Below are 18,126 nucleotides of genomic sequence, written 5' to 3' on the forward strand. Positions count from 1 at the left end.
CGGCCGCCGCCCGCTCCGCCCCCGCCCCCCCCCCGCCGCCCCCCCCCCCCGCCCCCCCCCCCCCCCCCCCCCCCCCCCCCCCGCTTCCGCGTTGCGGATCACAGAATTGGACAGGCCCCCCGGGGCATTTGCCATGATCGGCACCATGCAGGAATTCCTAGACGCCCTGGACCCGCTCCGTCCGCTGATTGCCGTGCTCGTAGCTGTGGCTGCTGCGCTGATCGCCGCCCGGGTGGTGCGCGGTTCCGCCACCCGGCTCTTCCGGAAGGTCCCGCACATCCGCGAAGTCACGGCCCTCGGCCGGAACCCGCTGCGGCTCGTCCTTGCCCTGATCGGCACCCGGATCGCCCTGGGCGCCACGGCCCGGTCCGAATCCTGGTACCAGACCCTTGACCAGGTGCTGGTGATTGCGCTGATTGCCGCCATCGGCTGGCTCGCCGTCGTCGCGCTGCTGATCGTCGAGGCGCTCATCCTGACGAAGTACAGCACGGATACCAAGGACAACCGGCGGCTGAGGCGCCTCAAGACGCAGGTCATCCTGGGCCGCCGCGTCGCCGTCGCGCTGGTTATTACGGTGGCCGTCGCCTGCGTCCTGCTGACCATCGAAGAGGTCCGCGCCCTCGGCGCCGGCATGCTTGCCTCCGCCGGCCTGCTCTCGATCGTCGCCGGCCTGGCCGTCCAAAGCACTCTGGGAAACGTGTTTGCCGGCCTGCAGCTCGCCTTCACGGACGCCATCCGCGTTGACGACGTCGTGGTCGTGGAGGGTCAGTGGGGCACCATAGAAGAGATCACCATGACCTACGTGGTGGTCCACATCTGGGACGACCGCCGGCTGATCCTGCCCTCCACGTACTTCACGTCCACGCCGTTTGAGAACTGGACCCGCAAACAGTCCGCGATCCTGGGCACCGTTGAGCTGGACCTGGACTGGGAGTCCCCGGTGGCAGCGATGCGCGATGAACTGAAGCGTATCCTCGCAGGAACGGACCTCTGGGACGGGCGCACCGGCGTCCTGCAGATCACCGATGCTGTGCAGGGCCTGATCCGGGTCCGCATCCTGGTTAGTGCCCCCGATTCCGGCACCCTGTTTGACCTGCGCTGCCTGGTCCGGGAATCCATGATCTCTTTCCTGCAGGACGAGTACCCGCAGGCGCTGCCCCGTCAGCGCTTCGAGCAGCTCCGTGAGCCGGCGCAGCAGCGGACGCCCTCCCGCACCGAGCCGCTGCTGCACCGCGGCGGCGATCCGGAGGACACAAGCACCTCACAGCTGTTTACCGGCAGTGTTGGCGCCGTGGAGCGGAACCGCAGTTTCGCCGGCCCGGGACAGGACGCCTGGGAGGACCGTGACGAGCACACTGACCGCTAGGTGTTGACAAGCCGGGGGTCCAGCGGGCTGGAATGATACCCACGGCGCTGCTGCCCGGACTCCCGGCCGGCTGCGCAAGGGTACGAAGACTAAGGAGCCGCCGGCCATGGTTGACCAGTACGTGATTCACGAATTGCAGGGCTCGAACGTGTGGGCGAAGGACGGTGAACGGCTGGGCCTGGTGGACAACGTCCACCTGGACCGGGCTACCGGAGAGCCGGCCTGGGTCACCGTGGCGCTGGGTCTGTTTGAGGGACGCCAATACTTTGTGCCGCTGCAGGGATCCCGTCGGGACGAGGATGATCTGTACGTAAACTACTCCCGCAAGGCCATCGAAGACTCACCGGACATGGACCACGACGGCGCGCTGACTGCGGATGAGGAAGCCCGGCTGGAGGATTACTACAAGGGCTGGTGAGACCGGCGGGGCTGCTTGGACATAAGCCTGCTTAGTAATACGATGGGTAATCCCGGACCCGACCAGCGCCAGGAGGGGCCCCATGGCTCAGCAGGACAGCTCCGACCACAAGGACGGAGCATCGCTCGGAACGGCTTCAAAGCCGGACACGCCGGCGGAAGTCACCAAGCCCAGCTGGATGTACATCTTCCGGAAAACTGTCCGGGAGTTTTCCAAGGACCAGTGCACGGACCTGGCTGCCTCCCTTACGTACTACACGGTGCTGGCGCTGTTTCCGGCACTGCTTGCCCTCGTCTCCATCCTGGGCCTTGTTGGGCAGGCTGAAAGCACCACCAATACCTTGATGGAGTACGTCCGCTCCTTCGCGCCCGCAGAAGCCGTCACGGTGCTCGAAGGGCCAATTGAGCAACTCACCTCATCCAGTGCAGCAGGGCTTGCGCTGTTTGTTGGCCTCGCCGGCGCGCTGTGGTCGGCTTCCGGATACACCGGCGCCTTCGGCCGGGCCATGAACCGGATCTACGAAGTCGAGGAAGGCCGGCCCATTTGGAAGCTGCGCCCGGTCCAGCTGCTGGTAACCCTCATCATGATTCTCCTGGTGGCGTGCCTGCTGATCATGCTTGTTGTCAGCGGACCGATCGCAGAGAGCATAGGCAACTGGATCGGCATGGGCGGACAGGCCCTCACTGTGTGGAACATTGCCAAGTGGCCGGTGATGGTGCTGTTCGCCGTCATCCTGATAGCAGTGCTCTACTACGCCACGCCCAACGTGAAGCAGCCCAAGTTCCGCTGGATGAGCATGGGTGCGTTCCTCGCACTGGTGGTGATGGCTGTCGCCACGCTTGGGTTCGCCTTCTATGTCAGCCGTTTCGGCAGCTACAACGCCACCTACGGTGCGATCGGCGGCGTGATCGTGCTGCTGCTGTGGCTGTGGCTGGTGAACATATCGCTGCTCTTCGGCGCGGAGTTTGATGCTGAGGTGGAACGCGGCCGGGAACTGCAGGCCGGGATCCAGGCCGAGCACTCGATCCAGCTGCCTCCCCGGGACACCCGTCAAATAGACAAGCGGGCTGAACAGGAAGAGAAGGATGTCCAGCAGGGCCGCGAGCTGCGCCAGCAGCACGCCGGCAAGGACTACGACGACGACCTGTAGGGCCGGTCTCCGGCCTGCCGGTGCGGGGCTGGACTTCATCCGGCTCCGGACACCGGCCCAGCCCGGCTGATGCGGGATCGTGCGATGGCTAGGAAACGATCGCCTTTGCCTCGGCGCGGGACTGGGCAAACCACAGCAGCAGAACCACCGCAGCGCCCGTGAGCGCGGCAGCGAGCGGCATCAGCCACGCATCATCAGGCGGAAGCAGGGCGCTGTCCTCCTGCCAGGGCCACAGCGCACGGATGGAACCGAGGATCAGTCCGGTCGCTACCAGCAGGACGGCCCGGCGGTGGACACGCAGCAGGTAACCCAGCAGCCGGACAAAAGACCCGAGGCCAATAACCGCTCCGGCGGCGAAGAAGGCGAGGTAACCGAGGTCCCGGTTGCTGACGGCTTCCAAGGTTGGCTCGTACATGCCGAAGGTCAGCAGCAGGAAGGATCCTGAAAGCCCGGGGAGCGCCAGGGCACACACGGCTATCGCGCCGCTGAGGACCAGGACCCACCATGAGTGGTTCTCGATCTGCAGGGCTGGAATGCCGAGCAGCACAAATGCGGCTGCCGCCGTTACCAGGACCACTGCCGGGCCCGCGAGCCGGCCCGTCGCCGTCGCCGGTCCGGCAGGCGAGTCAGCACGGGCCATGCTGATGGGGACAACCAGGCTGGCAGCCACCATGCCAAAGAACAATGCACTGGCGATCTTCGGCTGGCCCTCCACGAATGAATGCAGCGGTCCGGACAGGAAGATCAGGGCGAGGAACATCCCGGCAGCCAGGGGGAGCAGCAGGTTCCACTCGACGCCGGACGCCCGGCGAACAGCGCCGGCCCGGTCACGGCGGAGGACAAGGTGCACCGCGCCGCTGATGAAATGGTTCGCCGACGCGATAAGCCGGTCGAAAACGCCAAGGACCAGCGCAACGGTGCCGCCGGAGACTCCGGGGACAAGTTCCACCAGGCCCATCAGCGCACCGCGGCCGGCATGGGCAACACCGGAACGGACGGGCTGCACGGGCTTGGACGGCGGGGACAGCGGCGAGGGGTGTGATGAAACCATTGGCTCCACGCTACTAGACGTCCCTGCAGCGCCGGGAACTCCCGGCCCGCCGCAGCGCCGGGAAACCTCCTAGCGGCCGGGGCCCAGCAGCGGCGATGCCGGTACGCCGGCCTGTTCGCTCAGTCCGTCCAGCACATCCTGGAACGCCCGAAGGGAGCTGCGCTTTGGCTCCCAGCCCAGGACCTCGCGGGCGCGGGTGGTGTCCATCAGAGGGGCTCCGGCCGCCATGTCGATCCAGCCCGGGTCAGTGGCCTGCAGCCGGGCAGCCCAGGTCAGGCCCACAATCGCGCGAATCACGCCCACCGGAATATTGATGATCCGGCGCGCTCCCAGCATCCCGGCCAACAGTTCGGGTGTGAACACGGGGTCAGCCGCGATGTTGAAGGCGCCCTCAGCCCGCTGATCCACCACACGCCAGTAGGCGTCGGCAATATCGTCCGCGTGGACCACCTGGAAGGAGAACTCCGCGGGCAGCGGGATGATTGGCAGGCTGAGCTTGTTCAGGATGGCCCGGGGAACCAGCGGACCCAGGAAATACCGGCCAATCTCGCTGCCGGCGTCGGACTGGAAAATCAGTCCCGGGCGCAGCCGTGCAACCCGGATTTCGGGGTAGCGCCGCTCGAAGTCATCCAGCAGTTCTTCCTGCTCACCCTTGTGCCGGCTGTAGTGGGAGGTGGCGATCCCCCGCGCGGGCCAGGACTCATCGGTCAGCCGGTCCTTGGGGGCGGGGGAGTAGGCGCCGACGGAGGATGCACAGACAACCTGCCGCACGCCGGCCTCAGCCACTGCTGCCAGCATGTTCTGTGTGCCGCGGACGTTGATCCGGTGCAGCTCAGCCTCATTCCGGTTCGGCTGGATGGCCCACACCAGGTGGATCACGGCGTCCACACCGCGGAGGACTTCCGTCAGCTCTTCGGCGCCTGCCCTGGACGCCACGTCAATGCTGTGCCACTGAACGCCCTCATACGGGCCGGTGGGCTGTGCCGGGATCCGACGGGCGACGCCGACGATCTCCAGTCCGTCCGGGCGCTCGGTACGGGCTGCCTGCAGCCTGCGCAGGACGGCGGTCCCCACGTTTCCGGTTGCTCCGAGGACGGCTACACGCATAAAGAAAGTCCCTTCGTTCTTCGAACCGGCGGTTCCGCGGCGGCAGTGCTGTTGGTCCCCGACTCTACAGCTCAACTGCCCCCGCTGGCAGGGCGATAGGCTGGAGGCCAGAGCAGACACACGGCTGAGCGACGGAGTGATCATGGCCAAGACATCGGAACAGGCGTCAGCGGACTACAGCACCAAAGGGTCCTACGTGTCCGGCGGGCAGGAGTACACCCGGGACACCAACTACATCGAAACCCGCATCACCCGCGACGGACGGGACGGCTACCCGGTAGAAGCCGGCCGTTACCGGCTGATTGCGGCCCGCGCCTGCCCCTGGGCCAACCGCACCATCATCGTGCGGCGCCTGCTGGGCCTGGAAGACGCAATCTCCCTCGGCACCCCCGGGCCGACCCATGACTCCCGGAGCTGGACCTTCGACCTCGACCCGGACGGCAAAGATCCGGTGCTGGGCATCGAACGGCTGCAGGAGGCCTTCTTCCGGCGCACCCCCGGTTACACCCGCGGGATCACCGTTCCCGCCGTCGTCGATATCCCCACCGGCGCCGTGGTGACCAACAACTTTCCGCAGATCACCGAGGACTTCTGCAGCGAGTGGACCGAGTTCCACCGCGACGGCGCCCCGGACCTCTGGCCGGCCGAGCACCTCGAGGAAATGCGTGAGGTGAACAAGCGCGTCTTCACCGAGGTGAACAACGGGGTGTACCGCTGCGGTTTCGCCGGCTCGCAGGATGCGTACGACGCCGCTTACGACCGTCTCTGGGCCGCCATGGACTGGCTGGAGGACCGCCTTTCGAAGCAGCGCTACCTGGTCGGTGACACCATCACTGAGTCAGACGTGCGGCTGTTCACCACCCTGGTCCGCTTCGACGCCGTCTACCACGGCCACTTCAAGTGCAACCGGAACAAGCTCAGCGAAATGCCGAACCTCTGGGGCTACGCCCGGGACCTGTTCCAGACTCCCGGCTTCGGCGACACCGTGGACTTTGTGCAGATCAAGCAGCACTACTACATCGTCCACGAGGACATTAACCCAACCGGAATAGTGCCGAAGGGCCCGGACAACTCCGTCTGGCTGACCCCGCACGGGAGGGACGCACTCGGCGGCCGTCCGTTCGGCGACGGTACTCCTCCCGGTCCGGTCCGTCCGGGAGAGGAAGTTACTCCCGGCCACGGCGCCGAGTAACCGCCTTTTCCCGCCAACCGAGGATACCCCCACGCGAGAGGCCAGTTACGGCTCCTTTGAGCCTTCATAACAGCCGTAACTGGCCTCTCGGCGGGGAGTAATACGGCACGGAACTGTTTCTTAATCTGACCAGCCGTAGGTTAGCCTTACTTAAGTCATATACCGCTGGCTTCAGGAGGTGCCGCTGTGTCCTCACCGGCCGTGGCCCGCACCCCCGTTTCAGGCCCGACAGTAGTACCGCGGCACGGCCGCCGCATTTCCCCGGTCGTACTCCTGGCAGCGTCCCTCACCATCCTGGCTGCCGCCGCTTTCGCTTCCGTGGCCCTCGGCGCCCGGCCGCTCTCACTGGAGACCGTCTGGCAGGCGCTGACCAGCGCCGATCCCGCCAACGGTGACCACGCCGTCGTCCTGAGCCGGCTCCCGCGCACCGTCGCCGCCCTCCTTATCGGTGCCGCACTCGGCCTGGCCGGAACTGCCCTGCAGGGCATGACCCGGAATCCGCTGGCTGACCCGGGAATCATGGGCCTGAACGCCGGCGCGGCATTCGCCGTCGTCACGGCCATCTACGTTTTCGGCATCACCACCTTCACCGGCTACGTCTGGTTCGCACTCGCGGGCACGGCGCTTGCCGCGCTGATGGTCTACGCCGTCGCGTCCCTGGGCCGGGAGGGAGCAACCCCGGTGAAGCTGGCACTGGCCGGCGCTGCGCTGACCGCCGGGCTGACCAGCCTCCTCTCAGCCGTGCTTGTCTCCAGTCAGCAGACCCTGAACACTTTCCGGTTCTGGCAGGTCGGCACCGTCTCCGGCCGCGGCTGGGACGTCCTGTTTCCCCTTATTCCTTTCCTCGCTGTGGGCGCTGTAATTCTGCTCGCCTCCGGCCGGGCACTGAACGGCCTGAGCCTGGGTGACGACGTCGCGCGCGGGCTGGGCCAGAACGTCGCCCTCTCGCGCGGAGTGATGGCGGTGGGCGTAGTGCTGCTCTGCGGCGCAGCGACCGCCGCGGCCGGCCCCATCGCGTTCCTGGGCCTGGTGATCCCTCACCTGGTGCGCGGACTCGCCGGCCCGGACTACCGCTGGATCCTGGTGCTCTCCGCGGTCCTGGCACCCGTGCTGCTGCTGGTGGCGGACGTCGTCGGCCGCCTCATCCTGCCGCCCGGCGAGGTCCCGGTCGGAATCATGACCGCCGTGATCGGCGCCCCCGTCTTCATTGCCATCATCCGACGGCGGAAGCTGGCCGAGCTGTGAGCGCCGCACCCCTGCTCCGGGAGAACGGCTCTGCTGCCGCCACGGTGCGTGAAGTCCGACGCCGCAGCGGACGACGACGCCGGGTGGTCCTGGCTGCCCTGGCCGCCGGTGTCGTGATGCTCTTCTTCGCGGGGGTGCTGCTGGGCAGCTACACCGTGACGATCCCGGATTTTGTGCGCATCCTGGCGGGGGAGAGGATTCCCGGCGCCTCCTTCATTGTGATGGAGAGCAAACTGCCGCGCGCCGTGACCGCCGTGCTCATCGGAGCGGCCTTCGGCGTCTCCGGACATCTCTTCCAGACCATGCTGCGCAACCCGCTGGCCAGCCCGGACATCATTGGCATCAGTTACGGGGCCAGCGCCGCTGCGGTCACCGCCATGGTGGCCTTTGGAGCTACGGGAGCCGGGGTCTCTTTGGCGGCCCTTGCCGGTGCCTGCGTTATCGCCGTCTCACTGCACCTGCTTAGCCGGCGAGGCGGGGCCTCCGGCGCCCGCCTGGTCCTGATGGGAATCGGTTTTGCCGCCGTGCTGCAGGCGGTGGTGAACTTCCTGCTGACCCGCACCGACGTGCGCACCGCCGCGGAGTCACTCGTCTGGCTGACCGGTTCCCTCAACTCCGCAACCTGGGAACGGGCCGGCATCGTGGCACTCGCCCTTCTGGTGCTGCTCCCGGCCGCGGTCCTGCTGGGCCGGCGCCTGCGGGTACTGGAACTGGGAGACGACTTCGCCGCCGGCCTTGGCCTGCCCGTTGAGGGAACCCGCGCCGGGCTGCTGTTTACCGGCGTCGCGCTGGCAGCAGTCGCCACTGCCGCAGCTGGACCGGTGGCGTTTGTGGCCTTCCTGGCCGGGCCCATCTCCCGCCGGCTGATCGGCGGACGGGCCTCGCTCGCCGCTGCCGGCCTCACCGGTGCCCTGATCCTGCTTGCCGCTGACTTCGCCGCCAACAACCTGCTTCCGGGCGCCCTGCCCGTCGGCGTCGTGACCGGTGCCCTCGGGGCGCCGTTCCTGCTGTGGCTGCTCGTCAGCTCCAACCGTGTAGGCCGAGGAGGCTAAAGCATGCAGAACAAGCTTGAGGCACGGGACCTGGTGCTCTCCTACGCAGACCGGACAGTGGTAGACGGTCTCAGCGTTGAACTGCCCGCAGGCCGGATCACTGTGATCGTCGGCGCCAATGCGTGCGGCAAATCCACCCTGCTGCGCGGCCTCGCCCGGCTGCTGAAGCCCGCCTCCGGCCTCGTGGAACTGAACGGCCGGGACATCAACTCGATGCCCAGCAGGGAAGTCGCCCGCATCCTGGGCCTGCTGCCGCAGACCCCCAACGCACCTGACGGCATCACGGTGGCTGACCTCGTGGGCCGCGGCCGCTACCCGCACCAGGGCTGGTTCCGCCAGTGGAACGCCAAAGACGACGACGCCGTCGCCGCCGCACTGGAAGCCACCGGCACGCTGGAACTGGCAGGACGGGACATCGACGAACTTTCCGGTGGCCAGCGCCAGCGGGTCTGGATTGCCATGGCCCTGGCCCAGCAGACGGACATCCTGCTCCTGGATGAACCCACCACCTTCCTGGACGTCACCCACCAGGTGGAGGTCCTGGACCTGGTTACGGACCTGAACCGGCGTGCCGGCACCACCGTGGTGATTGTGCTCCACGACCTTAACCTGGCGGCACGGTACGCTGACCATCTCATTGCCATGAAGGATGGGCGCATCGCAGCCCAGGGGGCACCTGCGGAGATTGTGACCGAAGAGCTGGTCCAGGACGTCTTTGGCCTGGAAGCCGCCGTGATCCCCGACCCCGTTTCCGGAACACCCATGGTGGTGCCCGTGGGACGCCACCACTCCCGCCCCGCTCCGGCACCCAAGACTCCCGCCGTGGGCTACCTGCCCAACCCGCACGATTCCCGCCTTGAGACCCGCAACCCGATGGAGGCAGCTTCATGACCGGTACCCGCACCACCTCGACGGCAGCGGCTGCTGCCCCTGCGCGGCGCAAGGGTGCCAACGCTGCAGTGCTGGCCTTCGACGTTGAGGTCCGGTCCGTGCAGCGGCTTAGCGCAAACTTCCAGCGCATCACCTTCGGCGGCGAGTGCCTGCGCGACTTCGGTGTACAGGGAAGTACTGACGACCTGCGGATCAAGGTGGTCATCCCGCCGCAGGCGGCGGATGGTACCCGCGCCCCGCTGCCTCCCATCGACTGCGAGGATGCAGGCTGGTACCGCAACTGGCTGGCCATGGACGCCCAGGCCCGCGGGTCCATGCGCACCTACACGGTCCGCGCTTCCCGCTGCTCCGCACCGGAACCCGAGATCGACGTCGACTTCGTCCTGCACTTCGACAGCGAGGGCGTGGGCGGCCCGGCATCAACCTGGGCTGCTGCCGCCAAGCCGGGGGACCGTGTCACGGTTATCGGTCCCAACGCCGTGCACTGCGTCACCGCAGAGTCCTACGGCGGCATCGAATGGCGCCCCGGCCTGGCCCAGCACGTGCTGCTGGCCGGGGACGAGACAGCGGTTCCGGCAATCGCCTCGATCCTGGCCAACCTGCCCGAAGACTTCACCGGGCACGCGCTGCTGGAAGTGCCCGACGCCGGCGATGTCCAGGCCCTGTCCACTCCGTCCAAGGTGAGCATCAGCTGGTTGCCCCGCAACGGCCGGGCCCACGGCGAAGCGCTGGAGGCCGCTGTGCGGGACGCCGTGGCAGTACCCGGTTATGCCACGGTTGAACGCGCTGAAACCGCGCCGCCGGTGCCGGCCCGCCGGCAGGAACTGGAAGACGTGGACATCGACTCCGTGATCCTCTGGGAAACCCCCGCCAGGCTGGCCCCCGAGGTCGTGGAGAACTCACCCAGCCCCAACACCCCCGCCGGCGCCCTGCCGTTCTACGCCTGGATTGCGGGCGAAGCAGCTGTGGTCAGGGGCCTGCGGCGCTATCTGGTCCGTGAGGCCGGAATCGACCGCAAGCAGGTGGCCTTTATGGGTTACTGGCGGCACGGCCGGGCTGAAGCGTCGTAGGTTTTTACGGCCCCTGCACGCTGTGAACCAGCGCCGTTGACGCTGCTGTAGGGCCCGCCACGCGCGTCTGTTTACTTGCACACAAAAGCTCCCAATGTCAAGGCGGGGCTGGTTAAACTGGAGGAAATCACTTCCACTTTTGCCTGGCTCTCGCACGCCCTGATGAGGCATCCGCAGTACCGACAGAACTGTTGTCTATTCACAGTGGAGGTTGCGTGACCCCCAAAGTAAACGAGACTGCCCGGAATTTGGCTGATGCTCTCCGCCGGTACGTCACGGAGACGGCGGCCCGGTACCGGCCTTCCGGCAAGCATGCCGATCCGGAAAGGGAACATCAGGGGCTGTCCCTTTCCCCCCAGCTCCAGGACCTGCTGCGTCGGGCCCGGAAATTCAGTACCCCCGGCCGCAAGACTGCCGCGCTGGGAACCGGTGCCTCGCTGCTGCTCAGCGGAATGGTTTTCGGTGTGGCTGAAGCAGCAACCGTCGCTGACACCGGAGCCGTAGCCGAACGGCAGCTGGTCAACACCCAACCGTTTCCGGAACCGCAGGAGCCGGCACCTGCAGCACCCGCTGAAGGAGGAACCGGCTCAACGGCACCGGTCGCCGAAGCGCCGCCGGCCAAGCCTTCCGTTCCCGTGGACGGCCTGGTGATCACCTCGCCCTTCGGCTGGCGGATCAACCCGATGACCGGCTCCGGCCAGGAATGGCACACCGGCACCGACTTCCGTGGCGGACTCGGCGCTGAAGTACGCTCCGCCCGGGCCGGCACGGTCATCGAAGCCGGCTGGCACACCACAGGCGGCGGCGGGCTGAGGATTGTGGTGGACCACGGCGACGGAGTCCAGACCACCTACAACCACCTCAATGACATCCGGGTAGAAACCGGCCAGCCTGTCGAAGAAGGCCAGGTGCTCGGCGGGGTGGGCAGCACCGGAAACTCCACCGGCCCGCACCTGCACTTCGAAGTGCTCATCAACGGTGAGTACATCGATCCGATGACCTGGCTCTAGGCCAAGACGGCATCAGCCCCCGCCTGGACGGGGGCTGATCCGTTTAATCCCGTCTGTGGGACAGGAAGACAGGGCACCGGAGACTAGGGCTCGGGGTTGGTGAGGATCGCCGGGTCCTTCTTCCCGTACGGCATCCGGATCCTCAGGGCACTCGGATCAACACGGAGGGAGAGCCGGGTGGCGCTGCCCAGATGGTCACCGTCCATTTCGAAGTCCTGGGGAGCCTCTGCCCAGATATCGGCGCTCTTGCACTGGAAGTACTCCACCGCGGTTCCGCGGCCCTTGCCGCGCCGCAGCAGCCCGGCTGCAACCGACAGCCAGCCCAGTTTCCCCTTGGGTGCCATGGTCATAATGTCCAGCAGGCCGTCGTCAATCCTGGCGCCGGGAAAGACTTCCAGGCCGCCCATGATTTTGCCGCAGTTCCCGCCCATCACACTGCGCAGCCGCCGGGAGAACGGTTTGCCGCCGTCGATGGAAATCATGGTCTTCACCGGCTTGCCGGGCAGGTTCCGGATGCCGGCGTCCACGTAGGCCAGCCATCCCACGCGGTCCTTGAGGGAAGTATTCGTGTCCCCCATCATCACGGCGTCATATCCCAGTCCTGCCATGACCAGGAAGATTTCGCTGTCCACGGCCTCATCCACCTTGACGTGAACCACGTCGATGCGGCGCTCCGTCCCGGTCAGCGCGGTGCGGACGGCTCCCACCGGATCATCGACCGGTACGTCCAGGTTCCGCGCCAGCAGGTTTCCGGTGCCCAGCGGCAGCAGCCCCAGCGGGGTGTCCGTGCCGGTCAGTTCCGCTGCCACGCAGCGCACGGTGCCGTCGCCGCCGGCGGCTATAACGACGTCGGCGCCTTCCTCCAGCGCCTGGCGCGCCATTCCGCGGCCCGGGTCATCAGCCTCCGTCTCCAGCCAAAGCGGCGCGGCCCAGCCTTCAGCGGTGCAGACCTTCTCCACCAGTGCGCGGATGTCCACATCGGTTTTCTTGGTGGGGTTGATGACGACGGCGGCGCGCCGGCCGGAGCCGTGCGGAGCGGGAGCCTTCTGCGTCTGAGACTGGCTGGACATGGTGCCCTTCGATTGACGGGGAGTGTTCCGGCTCTGAGTCTAGACTGCCGGCTGGCGGTCCGCAGATCGGCTTGTAGGCTGTGGTGGTGACTTTCTCGCAGCGATACGTGGCCCTTGGAGATTCCTTTACTGAAGGTGTGGGGGACTGGGATCCGTCCCGCCCCAACGGAGTCCGCGGCTGGGCAGACCGCGTTGCGGAGCAGCTTGCCCTGGCAGACGGGTCCTGGGGATACGCCAATCTCGCTATCCGCGGCAAGAAGCTGCGGCAGGTAATCGACGAGCAGATTGAGCCGGCCCTGGCTCTCGAGCCGACGCTGGTCAGCATCTACGCCGGCGGCAATGACATCCTGCGGCCCAAGGTGGATATCGACGCGATTGTCCAGGCCTACGATTCAGCGATTGGCAGGCTCCGCGCTTCCGGTGCCGCAGTGCTGGTTTTCACCGGATTCGATTCCGGCCAGTCGCCGATTTTCGGCCGGACCCGGGGCCGCACTGCCCTGTACAACGAGCTGGTGCGTGAGGCCGCGGACGCCCACGGGGCGATCCTGGTCGACTACTGGCGGCTGAAAGTCCTCCAGGACGAGCGCTACTGGGACGTGGACCGCCTGCACATGTCACCGGCCGGGCACATCCTCACCGCCAAGAAGGTCCTGGAAGTCCTGCGTGCCACGGATGCACTGGACGTTCCTGAACTGGACACCCTGCCGGCCCGCGACCGGATCCAGCGGCTGAAGCATGACGCGCGGTGGGCCCGGGAGTACCTCGGCCCGTGGGTCAGCCGGCGCCTGCGCGGAGTCTCCTCCGGAGACAACCTCAGCGCCCGGTTCCCCTCTCCGGTGCAGCTCACGCCGCTGGGCTAGGCTGCGCCGCGGGAGGGTGGAAAACACGCGGCAAAGACCCTAAAACCCCTCTGGTGTGACGTACTTCACAATAAATCTGAAACCCCGCACGGTTATTGGCAACTACCGGTGCCGTCTCATCCCTCCGTAAGGATAAGTACCCTTACGATTCGGGAAAAACGGCCTTTTTTCCTAAACTTGTGGCTCTGCCGGCTTGGGGCCGGCACAGGGATGCAATTGCCCTACGCAGATGACCTCTAGAGAAAAAGGCCCAAATGCAGCAGGAAGCACCTGATTCGAGCAGCGCTCCGCCCGGTTCACTCCCGGACACCGCAGCGCGCAAACCGAAGCGGAATCCGCTTCGCCGCCGTCGCCTTGAGGTAGATGACGTAAACGTGGTTGACCACACCATGATGAAAAAAGCCGTCGGCGGCACCGTCGTCGGCAACACCATGGAATGGTTCGACATCGGCGTGTACGGCTATCTGGCCGTCACCATGGGCGCCGTCTTCCTGTCCGACGCCGACCCCGCATCCCAGCTGCTCTTCAGTCTGGGCGTGTTCGCGGCCACCTTTATTGCCCGTCCGCTGGGCGGCGTCATCTTTGGCCGCATCGGCGACCGGATCGGCCGGCAGAAAACGCTGGCCACCACACTGATCCTCATGGCTGCCTCCACCTTCGCGATCGGGCTGCTGCCCGGCTACGCGCAGATCGGCATGGCCGCTCCGGTGCTGCTGGTTCTCATGAAACTCCTCCAGGGTTTCAGCACGGGCGGTGAATACGCAGGTGCCACCACCTTTGTCTCGGAATACGCTCCCGACAAGCGCCGCGGCTTCCTGGCCAGCATCCTGGACCTCGGCAGCTACATGGGCTTTGCCCTGGGCGCTCTGACGGTGTCCACCCTCCAGCTGACCCTCAGCGAAGAAACCATGCTCAACTGGGGCTGGCGGATCCCGTTCCTGGTCGCCGGACCGCTGGGCGCCATCGCCATCTACTTCCGCCTCAAGATCGAGGAATCCCCGGCCTTCCAAGCGACCCTCGATGCCCAGGAGGAACAAGCGGCCTCAGCAGCAGGCAAGGACATGGACAAAGACGCCGTCGCACAGGGAACATTCGGCATCTTCCGGACCTACTGGCGGCCGATTGTGCTGGCCATGGTCCTCGTGGCTGCCGCGAACACCGTCGGCTACGCGCTGACGTCCTATATGCCTTCCTACCTCACCGATTCGAAGGGCTACGACCCGGTTCACGGCACGCTGCTGACCATTCCGGTGCTGGTGATCATGGCGCTGTGCATCCCCCTGACGGGCCGGCTTTCGGACCGGATTGGCCGCCGTCCGGTGCTCTGGATGGGGGCGGGGAGCACGATCGTGCTCGCTATCCCCGCCTTTGTCCTGATCGGACTGGGGCCCATCTGGAGCACCCTGCTGGGTCTGGGGCTGCTGGCCATTCCGGTGACGTTCTACGTTGCCAACCTGGCCTCGGCCCTGCCGGCGCTCTTCCCCACAGCCAGCCGTTACGGAGCCATGGGCATCGCGTACAACTTTGCCGTGGCCATCTTCGGCGGCACCGCTCCGCTGATCATGCAGGGCCTGATTACCCTGACTGACAATGACATGATGCCGGCCTATTACCTCATGGTCACCTCGGCCATCGGTGCCGTCGCCATTGGCATCATGAAGGAATCCGCCCGGCGCCCCATGCCCGGATCCATGCCGAGTGTGGCAACCGAGGAAGAAGCCCGCGAGCTGGTCGAAACCCAGGACGAGAACCCGCTGCTGGATGTGGACTCCCTGCCGTTCGACTCGGCCGGAACTGCTGCGCCGGAAGACCGTGAGCCTGCCCGCTAATGCCGGCTCAGCCAGGCTTGAAGGCTCAAGTGACGTGAGATGATTACCCCCATGACCGAACAGCAGTCCGGCCGGTGGCTTACCCAGCAGGAGCGCAGCGCATGGCTTGCGCTCTATGCTGTGGCCACACGGTTGCCGGGAACCCTCGACGCCGATCTTTTCCGCCGGGCCCGGATCACGCTCTTCGACTACCACGTCCTGGCCATGACCTCGGAGGTTGAGGGCCGGCAGCTGGCCATGAGCGAACTGGCATCACGCTCCAACGCTTCCCTCTCCCGGCTCTCCCACGTAGTCAAGAAACTCGAACAGCGTGGCTGGATGCGCCGTTTCCCGTCGCCCAATGATGCGAGGGTGACGATGGTGGCACTTACCGAAGAAGGCATGAAAGCCCTGGTTGAGCTCGCTCCCGGCCATGTTGATGCCGTCCGGGGAGCGGTCTTCGACGCCCTGGATGACCAGGACGTGGCAGACCTGACCCGGATTGGCACGAAAATACTCACCCTGCTCGATCCGGCCTCGGACCGTCCGGGCGCCCCAACCAAAGGAACCTGAATGCGCCAGCCGCGGATACTGACCATCATCCTTGCCGGGGGATCCGGCGGAAGGCTCGGGAGCCTGACGGACACCCGTGCCAAGCCGGCCATGCCGGTGGGCGGCTCCTACCGGCTGATCGACATTCCGCTTTCAAACCTGCACAACTCCGGCCTCAGCGACGTCTGGATCGTTGAGCAGTATGAGCCCAAGTCCCTGAACGACCACCTGGTGAGCGGCCGCCCGTGGGACCTTGACCGCACCAACGGCGGACTGCGTGTGCTGCCGCCCTATCAGGGATCCGAGGGGGAGGGGTTCGCCGAAGGCAATGCTGACGCCCTGTACCGCCAGGCGGACTACATTCGCGAATATGATCCGGACCTTGTTTTGGTGCTCAGCGCCGACCATCTCTACCGGCTGGACTACCGCGACGTTATTGAAGCGCACACCGCCGCTGGAGCAGCCCTGACCGTAGTCAGCTACCGGATCAGCCACGACCCGTCGGAGCACGGGGTCCTGGAAGTGGAGAACGGCACCGTGACCGGCTTCGAATACAAGCCGGAAAAACCCAAGACGGACCTCATCGCTGCGGAGATCTTCCTCTACGACGCCGAGGTGCTGCTGCGGAGCCTCGAAGAACTGATGGAGCGGGACGGCAAGCTCGAGGACTACGGGGACCAGCTGGTTCCCTACCTGGTCGAACGTGAAAAGGTCATCGAACACCGGCTGGACGGCTACTGGCGGGATATGGGTACGCCGGACAGCTACCACCAGGCTCACATGGACCTGCTGGACGGGCACGGCATGGTCTTTGACGACCCGGCCTGGCCCATCCTGACCGCAACCCCGCGCCGGCTGCCGGCGTTCGTCGGAGCAGCAGCCCAGGTGGAAACCAGCCTGCTGGCTCCGGGGTCCCGGATAGACGGCGAAGTTTCACGCAGCGTTGTGGGACCGGACTGCCATATCGAAGCCGGCGCCGAGGTGCATGGGTGTGTGCTGCTCGACGGCGTGCGCGTCATCACTGGTGCGCGGCTGCGGAACATGGTGGTGGATTCCGGCGCTGTAGTGGGAGGTGCAACCAACCTGGACGGTGCGAAAGAGGACCCGGAAACCGGGATCGCCGTCGTCACGGCCGCCGGAGCGCTGGAGAAGCCCGCCGCTGATTAGCCGGTTTGGATCAGGCGCCCTCACCGTTTAGGATAGGAAGGCGTTAAGTCGCGCCCATGATCTGGTTTGGTCCCGCAAAGGCCCGGACCAGGGCATTTGCGTGGCCGCCCGTATAAACCTAGAATTGAAGGCTGTCACAGCAGATTACTGCTATGGCTGCCCGAACTTCACCGTCTTCCCCGCGGCGAGGCACTTCGGCTGGATCTCACCCCGCCAGGTCAACCTCCGGAAAGTCGCAGTAATAACGGTGTCAAAACTGGTGGCGGGACGCTCTTTATTGCAGGTGCCATGGCGGCATCGCCTGGTGCTTGTTTTCTGAGGACCGTCATATTTACTACAACTGGAGGAGAGATCATGGCAGCTTACTGCCAGGTAACCGGAGCTGTTCCCGGCTTTGGTCACAGCATTTCGCACTCGCACCGCCGCAACAAGCGTCGGTTCGACCCGAATATTCAGAAGAAGCGCTACTGGGTTCCGTCCCTGCGCCGCAACGTGACGCTGCAGGTTTCCGCCCGCGGCATCAAGACGATCGACGTCCGCGGCATTGACGCAGTCGTCACCGAACTCCTCGCGAAGGGTGTGAAGCTCTAGTGGCTAAGGATAAGGACGTTCGTCCGATCATCAAGCTGAAGTCGACCGCCGGCACCGGGTACACCTACGTGACCCGCAAGAACCGTCGTAACGACCCGGACCGCATGGTTCTGAAGAAGTACGACCCCAAGATCCGCCAGCACGTCGAATTCCGTGAGGAGCGCTAAGAATGGCAAAGAAGTCCAAGATTGCCCGCAACGAGCAGCGCAAGGTTGTTGTTGAGCGCTACGCTGCCAAGCGCCTCGAACTGAAGAAGACCCTGGTCGACCCGAACGCGACCGACGAAGCACGCGAAGCCGCACGCCTCGGCCTGCAGAAGCTGCCCCGCAACGCTTCTCCGGTCCGCCTGCGCAACCGCGACCAGATCGACGGCCGCCCCCGGGGTACCCTCCAGAAGTTCGGTATCTCCCGCGTGCGTTTCCGCGATATGGCTCACGCCGGCGAACTGCCCGGCATCAAGAAGTCCAGCTGGTAAGCTCCGCTTTCCACGCCTGAAAAGGGCCGCACCCCGTAACGCTCCCCCCCC

19 protein-coding genes are annotated in these 18,126 nt (G+C 65.9%); 16 read left to right on the forward strand and 3 right to left on the reverse strand.

The window, feature by feature from the left end:
• The first annotated feature begins 145 nt into the window (after positions 1 to 145).
• The 3 genes from TVC13_RS16130 (at position 146) to TVC13_RS16140 (ending at position 2,934) form a co-directional block, all read left to right on the forward strand.
• Positions 146 to 1,366 carry a mechanosensitive ion channel family protein gene (locus TVC13_RS16130; protein WP_422402170.1) on the forward strand — a complete coding sequence of 407 codons (1,221 nt, stop codon included), beginning with the start codon at positions 146 to 148 and terminating at the stop codon, positions 1,364 to 1,366.
• A gap of 106 nt (positions 1,367 to 1,472) precedes the next feature.
• Positions 1,473 to 1,784: a PRC-barrel domain-containing protein gene (locus tag TVC13_RS16135; RefSeq protein ID WP_422402171.1), complete on the forward strand. Its 312-nt coding sequence runs from the start codon at positions 1,473 to 1,475 to the stop codon at positions 1,782 to 1,784.
• An 82-nt stretch (positions 1,785 to 1,866) separates the two neighbouring features.
• A complete protein-coding gene (locus TVC13_RS16140; RefSeq protein WP_422402172.1) occupies positions 1,867 to 2,934 on the forward strand; it encodes a YihY/virulence factor BrkB family protein in 1,068 nt (355 codons plus the stop codon).
• Between the two features lie 88 nt (positions 2,935 to 3,022).
• Here the strand turns inward: TVC13_RS16140 and TVC13_RS16145 are convergent, their stop codons facing one another.
• Both TVC13_RS16145 and TVC13_RS16150 read right to left on the reverse strand, forming a co-directional pair.
• On the reverse strand, positions 3,023 to 3,985 hold the full coding sequence (locus tag TVC13_RS16145; RefSeq protein WP_422402173.1) for a DUF368 domain-containing protein: 963 nt from the start codon (positions 3,983 to 3,985) through the stop codon (positions 3,023 to 3,025).
• Positions 3,986 to 4,054: 69 nt separating this feature from the next.
• Complete coding sequence (locus TVC13_RS16150; RefSeq protein ID WP_422402174.1) at positions 4,055 to 5,092, reverse strand: NAD-dependent epimerase/dehydratase family protein; 1,038 nt, start codon at positions 5,090 to 5,092, stop codon at positions 4,055 to 4,057.
• Positions 5,093 to 5,234: 142 nt separating this feature from the next.
• On the opposite strand from TVC13_RS16150, the gene TVC13_RS16155 reads away from it, so the two are divergent.
• The 6 genes from TVC13_RS16155 to TVC13_RS16180 all read left to right on the forward strand — a co-directional run bounded on the left by TVC13_RS16155 (position 5,235) and on the right by TVC13_RS16180 (position 11,552).
• The gene (locus TVC13_RS16155; protein ID WP_422402175.1) at positions 5,235 to 6,284 is read left to right on the forward strand and encodes a glutathione S-transferase family protein; all 1,050 of its coding nucleotides are present in this window, start codon (positions 5,235 to 5,237) and stop codon (positions 6,282 to 6,284) included.
• A 273-nt stretch (positions 6,285 to 6,557) separates the two neighbouring features.
• Positions 6,558 to 7,529: a FecCD family ABC transporter permease gene (locus TVC13_RS16160; RefSeq protein ID WP_422402184.1), complete on the forward strand. Its 972-nt coding sequence runs from the start codon at positions 6,558 to 6,560 to the stop codon at positions 7,527 to 7,529.
• 116 nt (positions 7,530 to 7,645) lie between these two features.
• Complete coding sequence (locus tag TVC13_RS16165; protein WP_422402185.1) at positions 7,646 to 8,581, forward strand: FecCD family ABC transporter permease; 936 nt, start codon at positions 7,646 to 7,648, stop codon at positions 8,579 to 8,581.
• Positions 8,582 to 8,584: 3 nt separating this feature from the next.
• On the forward strand, positions 8,585 to 9,472 hold the full coding sequence (locus TVC13_RS16170; protein ID WP_422402176.1) for an ABC transporter ATP-binding protein: 888 nt from the start codon (positions 8,585 to 8,587) through the stop codon (positions 9,470 to 9,472).
• Entirely contained in the window at positions 9,469 to 10,542 is a 1,074-nt protein-coding gene (locus tag TVC13_RS16175; protein ID WP_422402177.1) for a siderophore-interacting protein, read from the forward strand. The genes TVC13_RS16170 and TVC13_RS16175 overlap by 4 nt, the downstream gene beginning before the upstream one ends.
• Before the next feature lie 215 nt (positions 10,543 to 10,757).
• Positions 10,758 to 11,552 carry a M23 family metallopeptidase gene (locus TVC13_RS16180; protein ID WP_422402178.1) on the forward strand — a complete coding sequence of 265 codons (795 nt, stop codon included), beginning with the start codon at positions 10,758 to 10,760 and terminating at the stop codon, positions 11,550 to 11,552.
• 83 nt (positions 11,553 to 11,635) lie between these two features.
• On the opposite strand, the gene TVC13_RS16185 is transcribed toward TVC13_RS16180, so the two are convergent.
• Positions 11,636 to 12,622 (reverse strand): diacylglycerol/lipid kinase family protein, encoded by a 987-nt coding sequence (locus TVC13_RS16185; protein WP_422402179.1) that lies wholly within the window; start codon positions 12,620 to 12,622, stop codon positions 11,636 to 11,638.
• A gap of 86 nt (positions 12,623 to 12,708) precedes the next feature.
• On the opposite strand from TVC13_RS16185, the gene TVC13_RS16190 reads away from it, so the two are divergent.
• The 7 genes from TVC13_RS16190 to rpsN all read left to right on the forward strand — a co-directional run bounded on the left by TVC13_RS16190 (position 12,709) and on the right by rpsN (position 18,075).
• Complete coding sequence (locus tag TVC13_RS16190) at positions 12,709 to 13,482, forward strand: SGNH/GDSL hydrolase family protein (protein ID WP_422402180.1); 774 nt, start codon at positions 12,709 to 12,711, stop codon at positions 13,480 to 13,482.
• A 254-nt stretch (positions 13,483 to 13,736) separates the two neighbouring features.
• On the forward strand, positions 13,737 to 15,311 hold the full coding sequence (locus tag TVC13_RS16195; RefSeq protein WP_422402181.1) for an MFS transporter: 1,575 nt from the start codon (positions 13,737 to 13,739) through the stop codon (positions 15,309 to 15,311).
• 51 nt (positions 15,312 to 15,362) lie between these two features.
• A complete protein-coding gene (locus TVC13_RS16200; RefSeq protein WP_422402182.1) occupies positions 15,363 to 15,863 on the forward strand; it encodes a MarR family winged helix-turn-helix transcriptional regulator in 501 nt (166 codons plus the stop codon).
• The gene (locus TVC13_RS16205; protein WP_422402183.1) at positions 15,864 to 17,009 is read left to right on the forward strand and encodes a glucose-1-phosphate adenylyltransferase family protein; all 1,146 of its coding nucleotides are present in this window, start codon (positions 15,864 to 15,866) and stop codon (positions 17,007 to 17,009) included.
• 354 nt (positions 17,010 to 17,363) lie between these two features.
• Complete coding sequence (gene rpmB / locus TVC13_RS16210) at positions 17,364 to 17,600, forward strand: 50S ribosomal protein L28 (RefSeq protein WP_055239037.1); 237 nt, start codon at positions 17,364 to 17,366, stop codon at positions 17,598 to 17,600.
• On the forward strand, positions 17,600 to 17,767 hold the full coding sequence (gene rpmG, locus TVC13_RS16215) for a 50S ribosomal protein L33 (RefSeq protein ID WP_013602737.1): 168 nt from the start codon (positions 17,600 to 17,602) through the stop codon (positions 17,765 to 17,767). The genes rpmB and rpmG overlap by 1 nt, the downstream gene beginning before the upstream one ends.
• Positions 17,768 to 17,769: 2 nt before the next feature.
• The gene (gene rpsN, locus TVC13_RS16220) at positions 17,770 to 18,075 is read left to right on the forward strand and encodes a 30S ribosomal protein S14 (RefSeq protein ID WP_055239038.1); all 306 of its coding nucleotides are present in this window, start codon (positions 17,770 to 17,772) and stop codon (positions 18,073 to 18,075) included.
• Positions 18,076 to 18,126: the final 51 nt, after the last annotated feature.

This window comes from Arthrobacter sp. 3Tela_A (genome assembly GCF_049311025.1).
Taxonomy (GTDB): Bacteria; Actinomycetota; Actinomycetes; order Actinomycetales; family Micrococcaceae; genus Arthrobacter_B.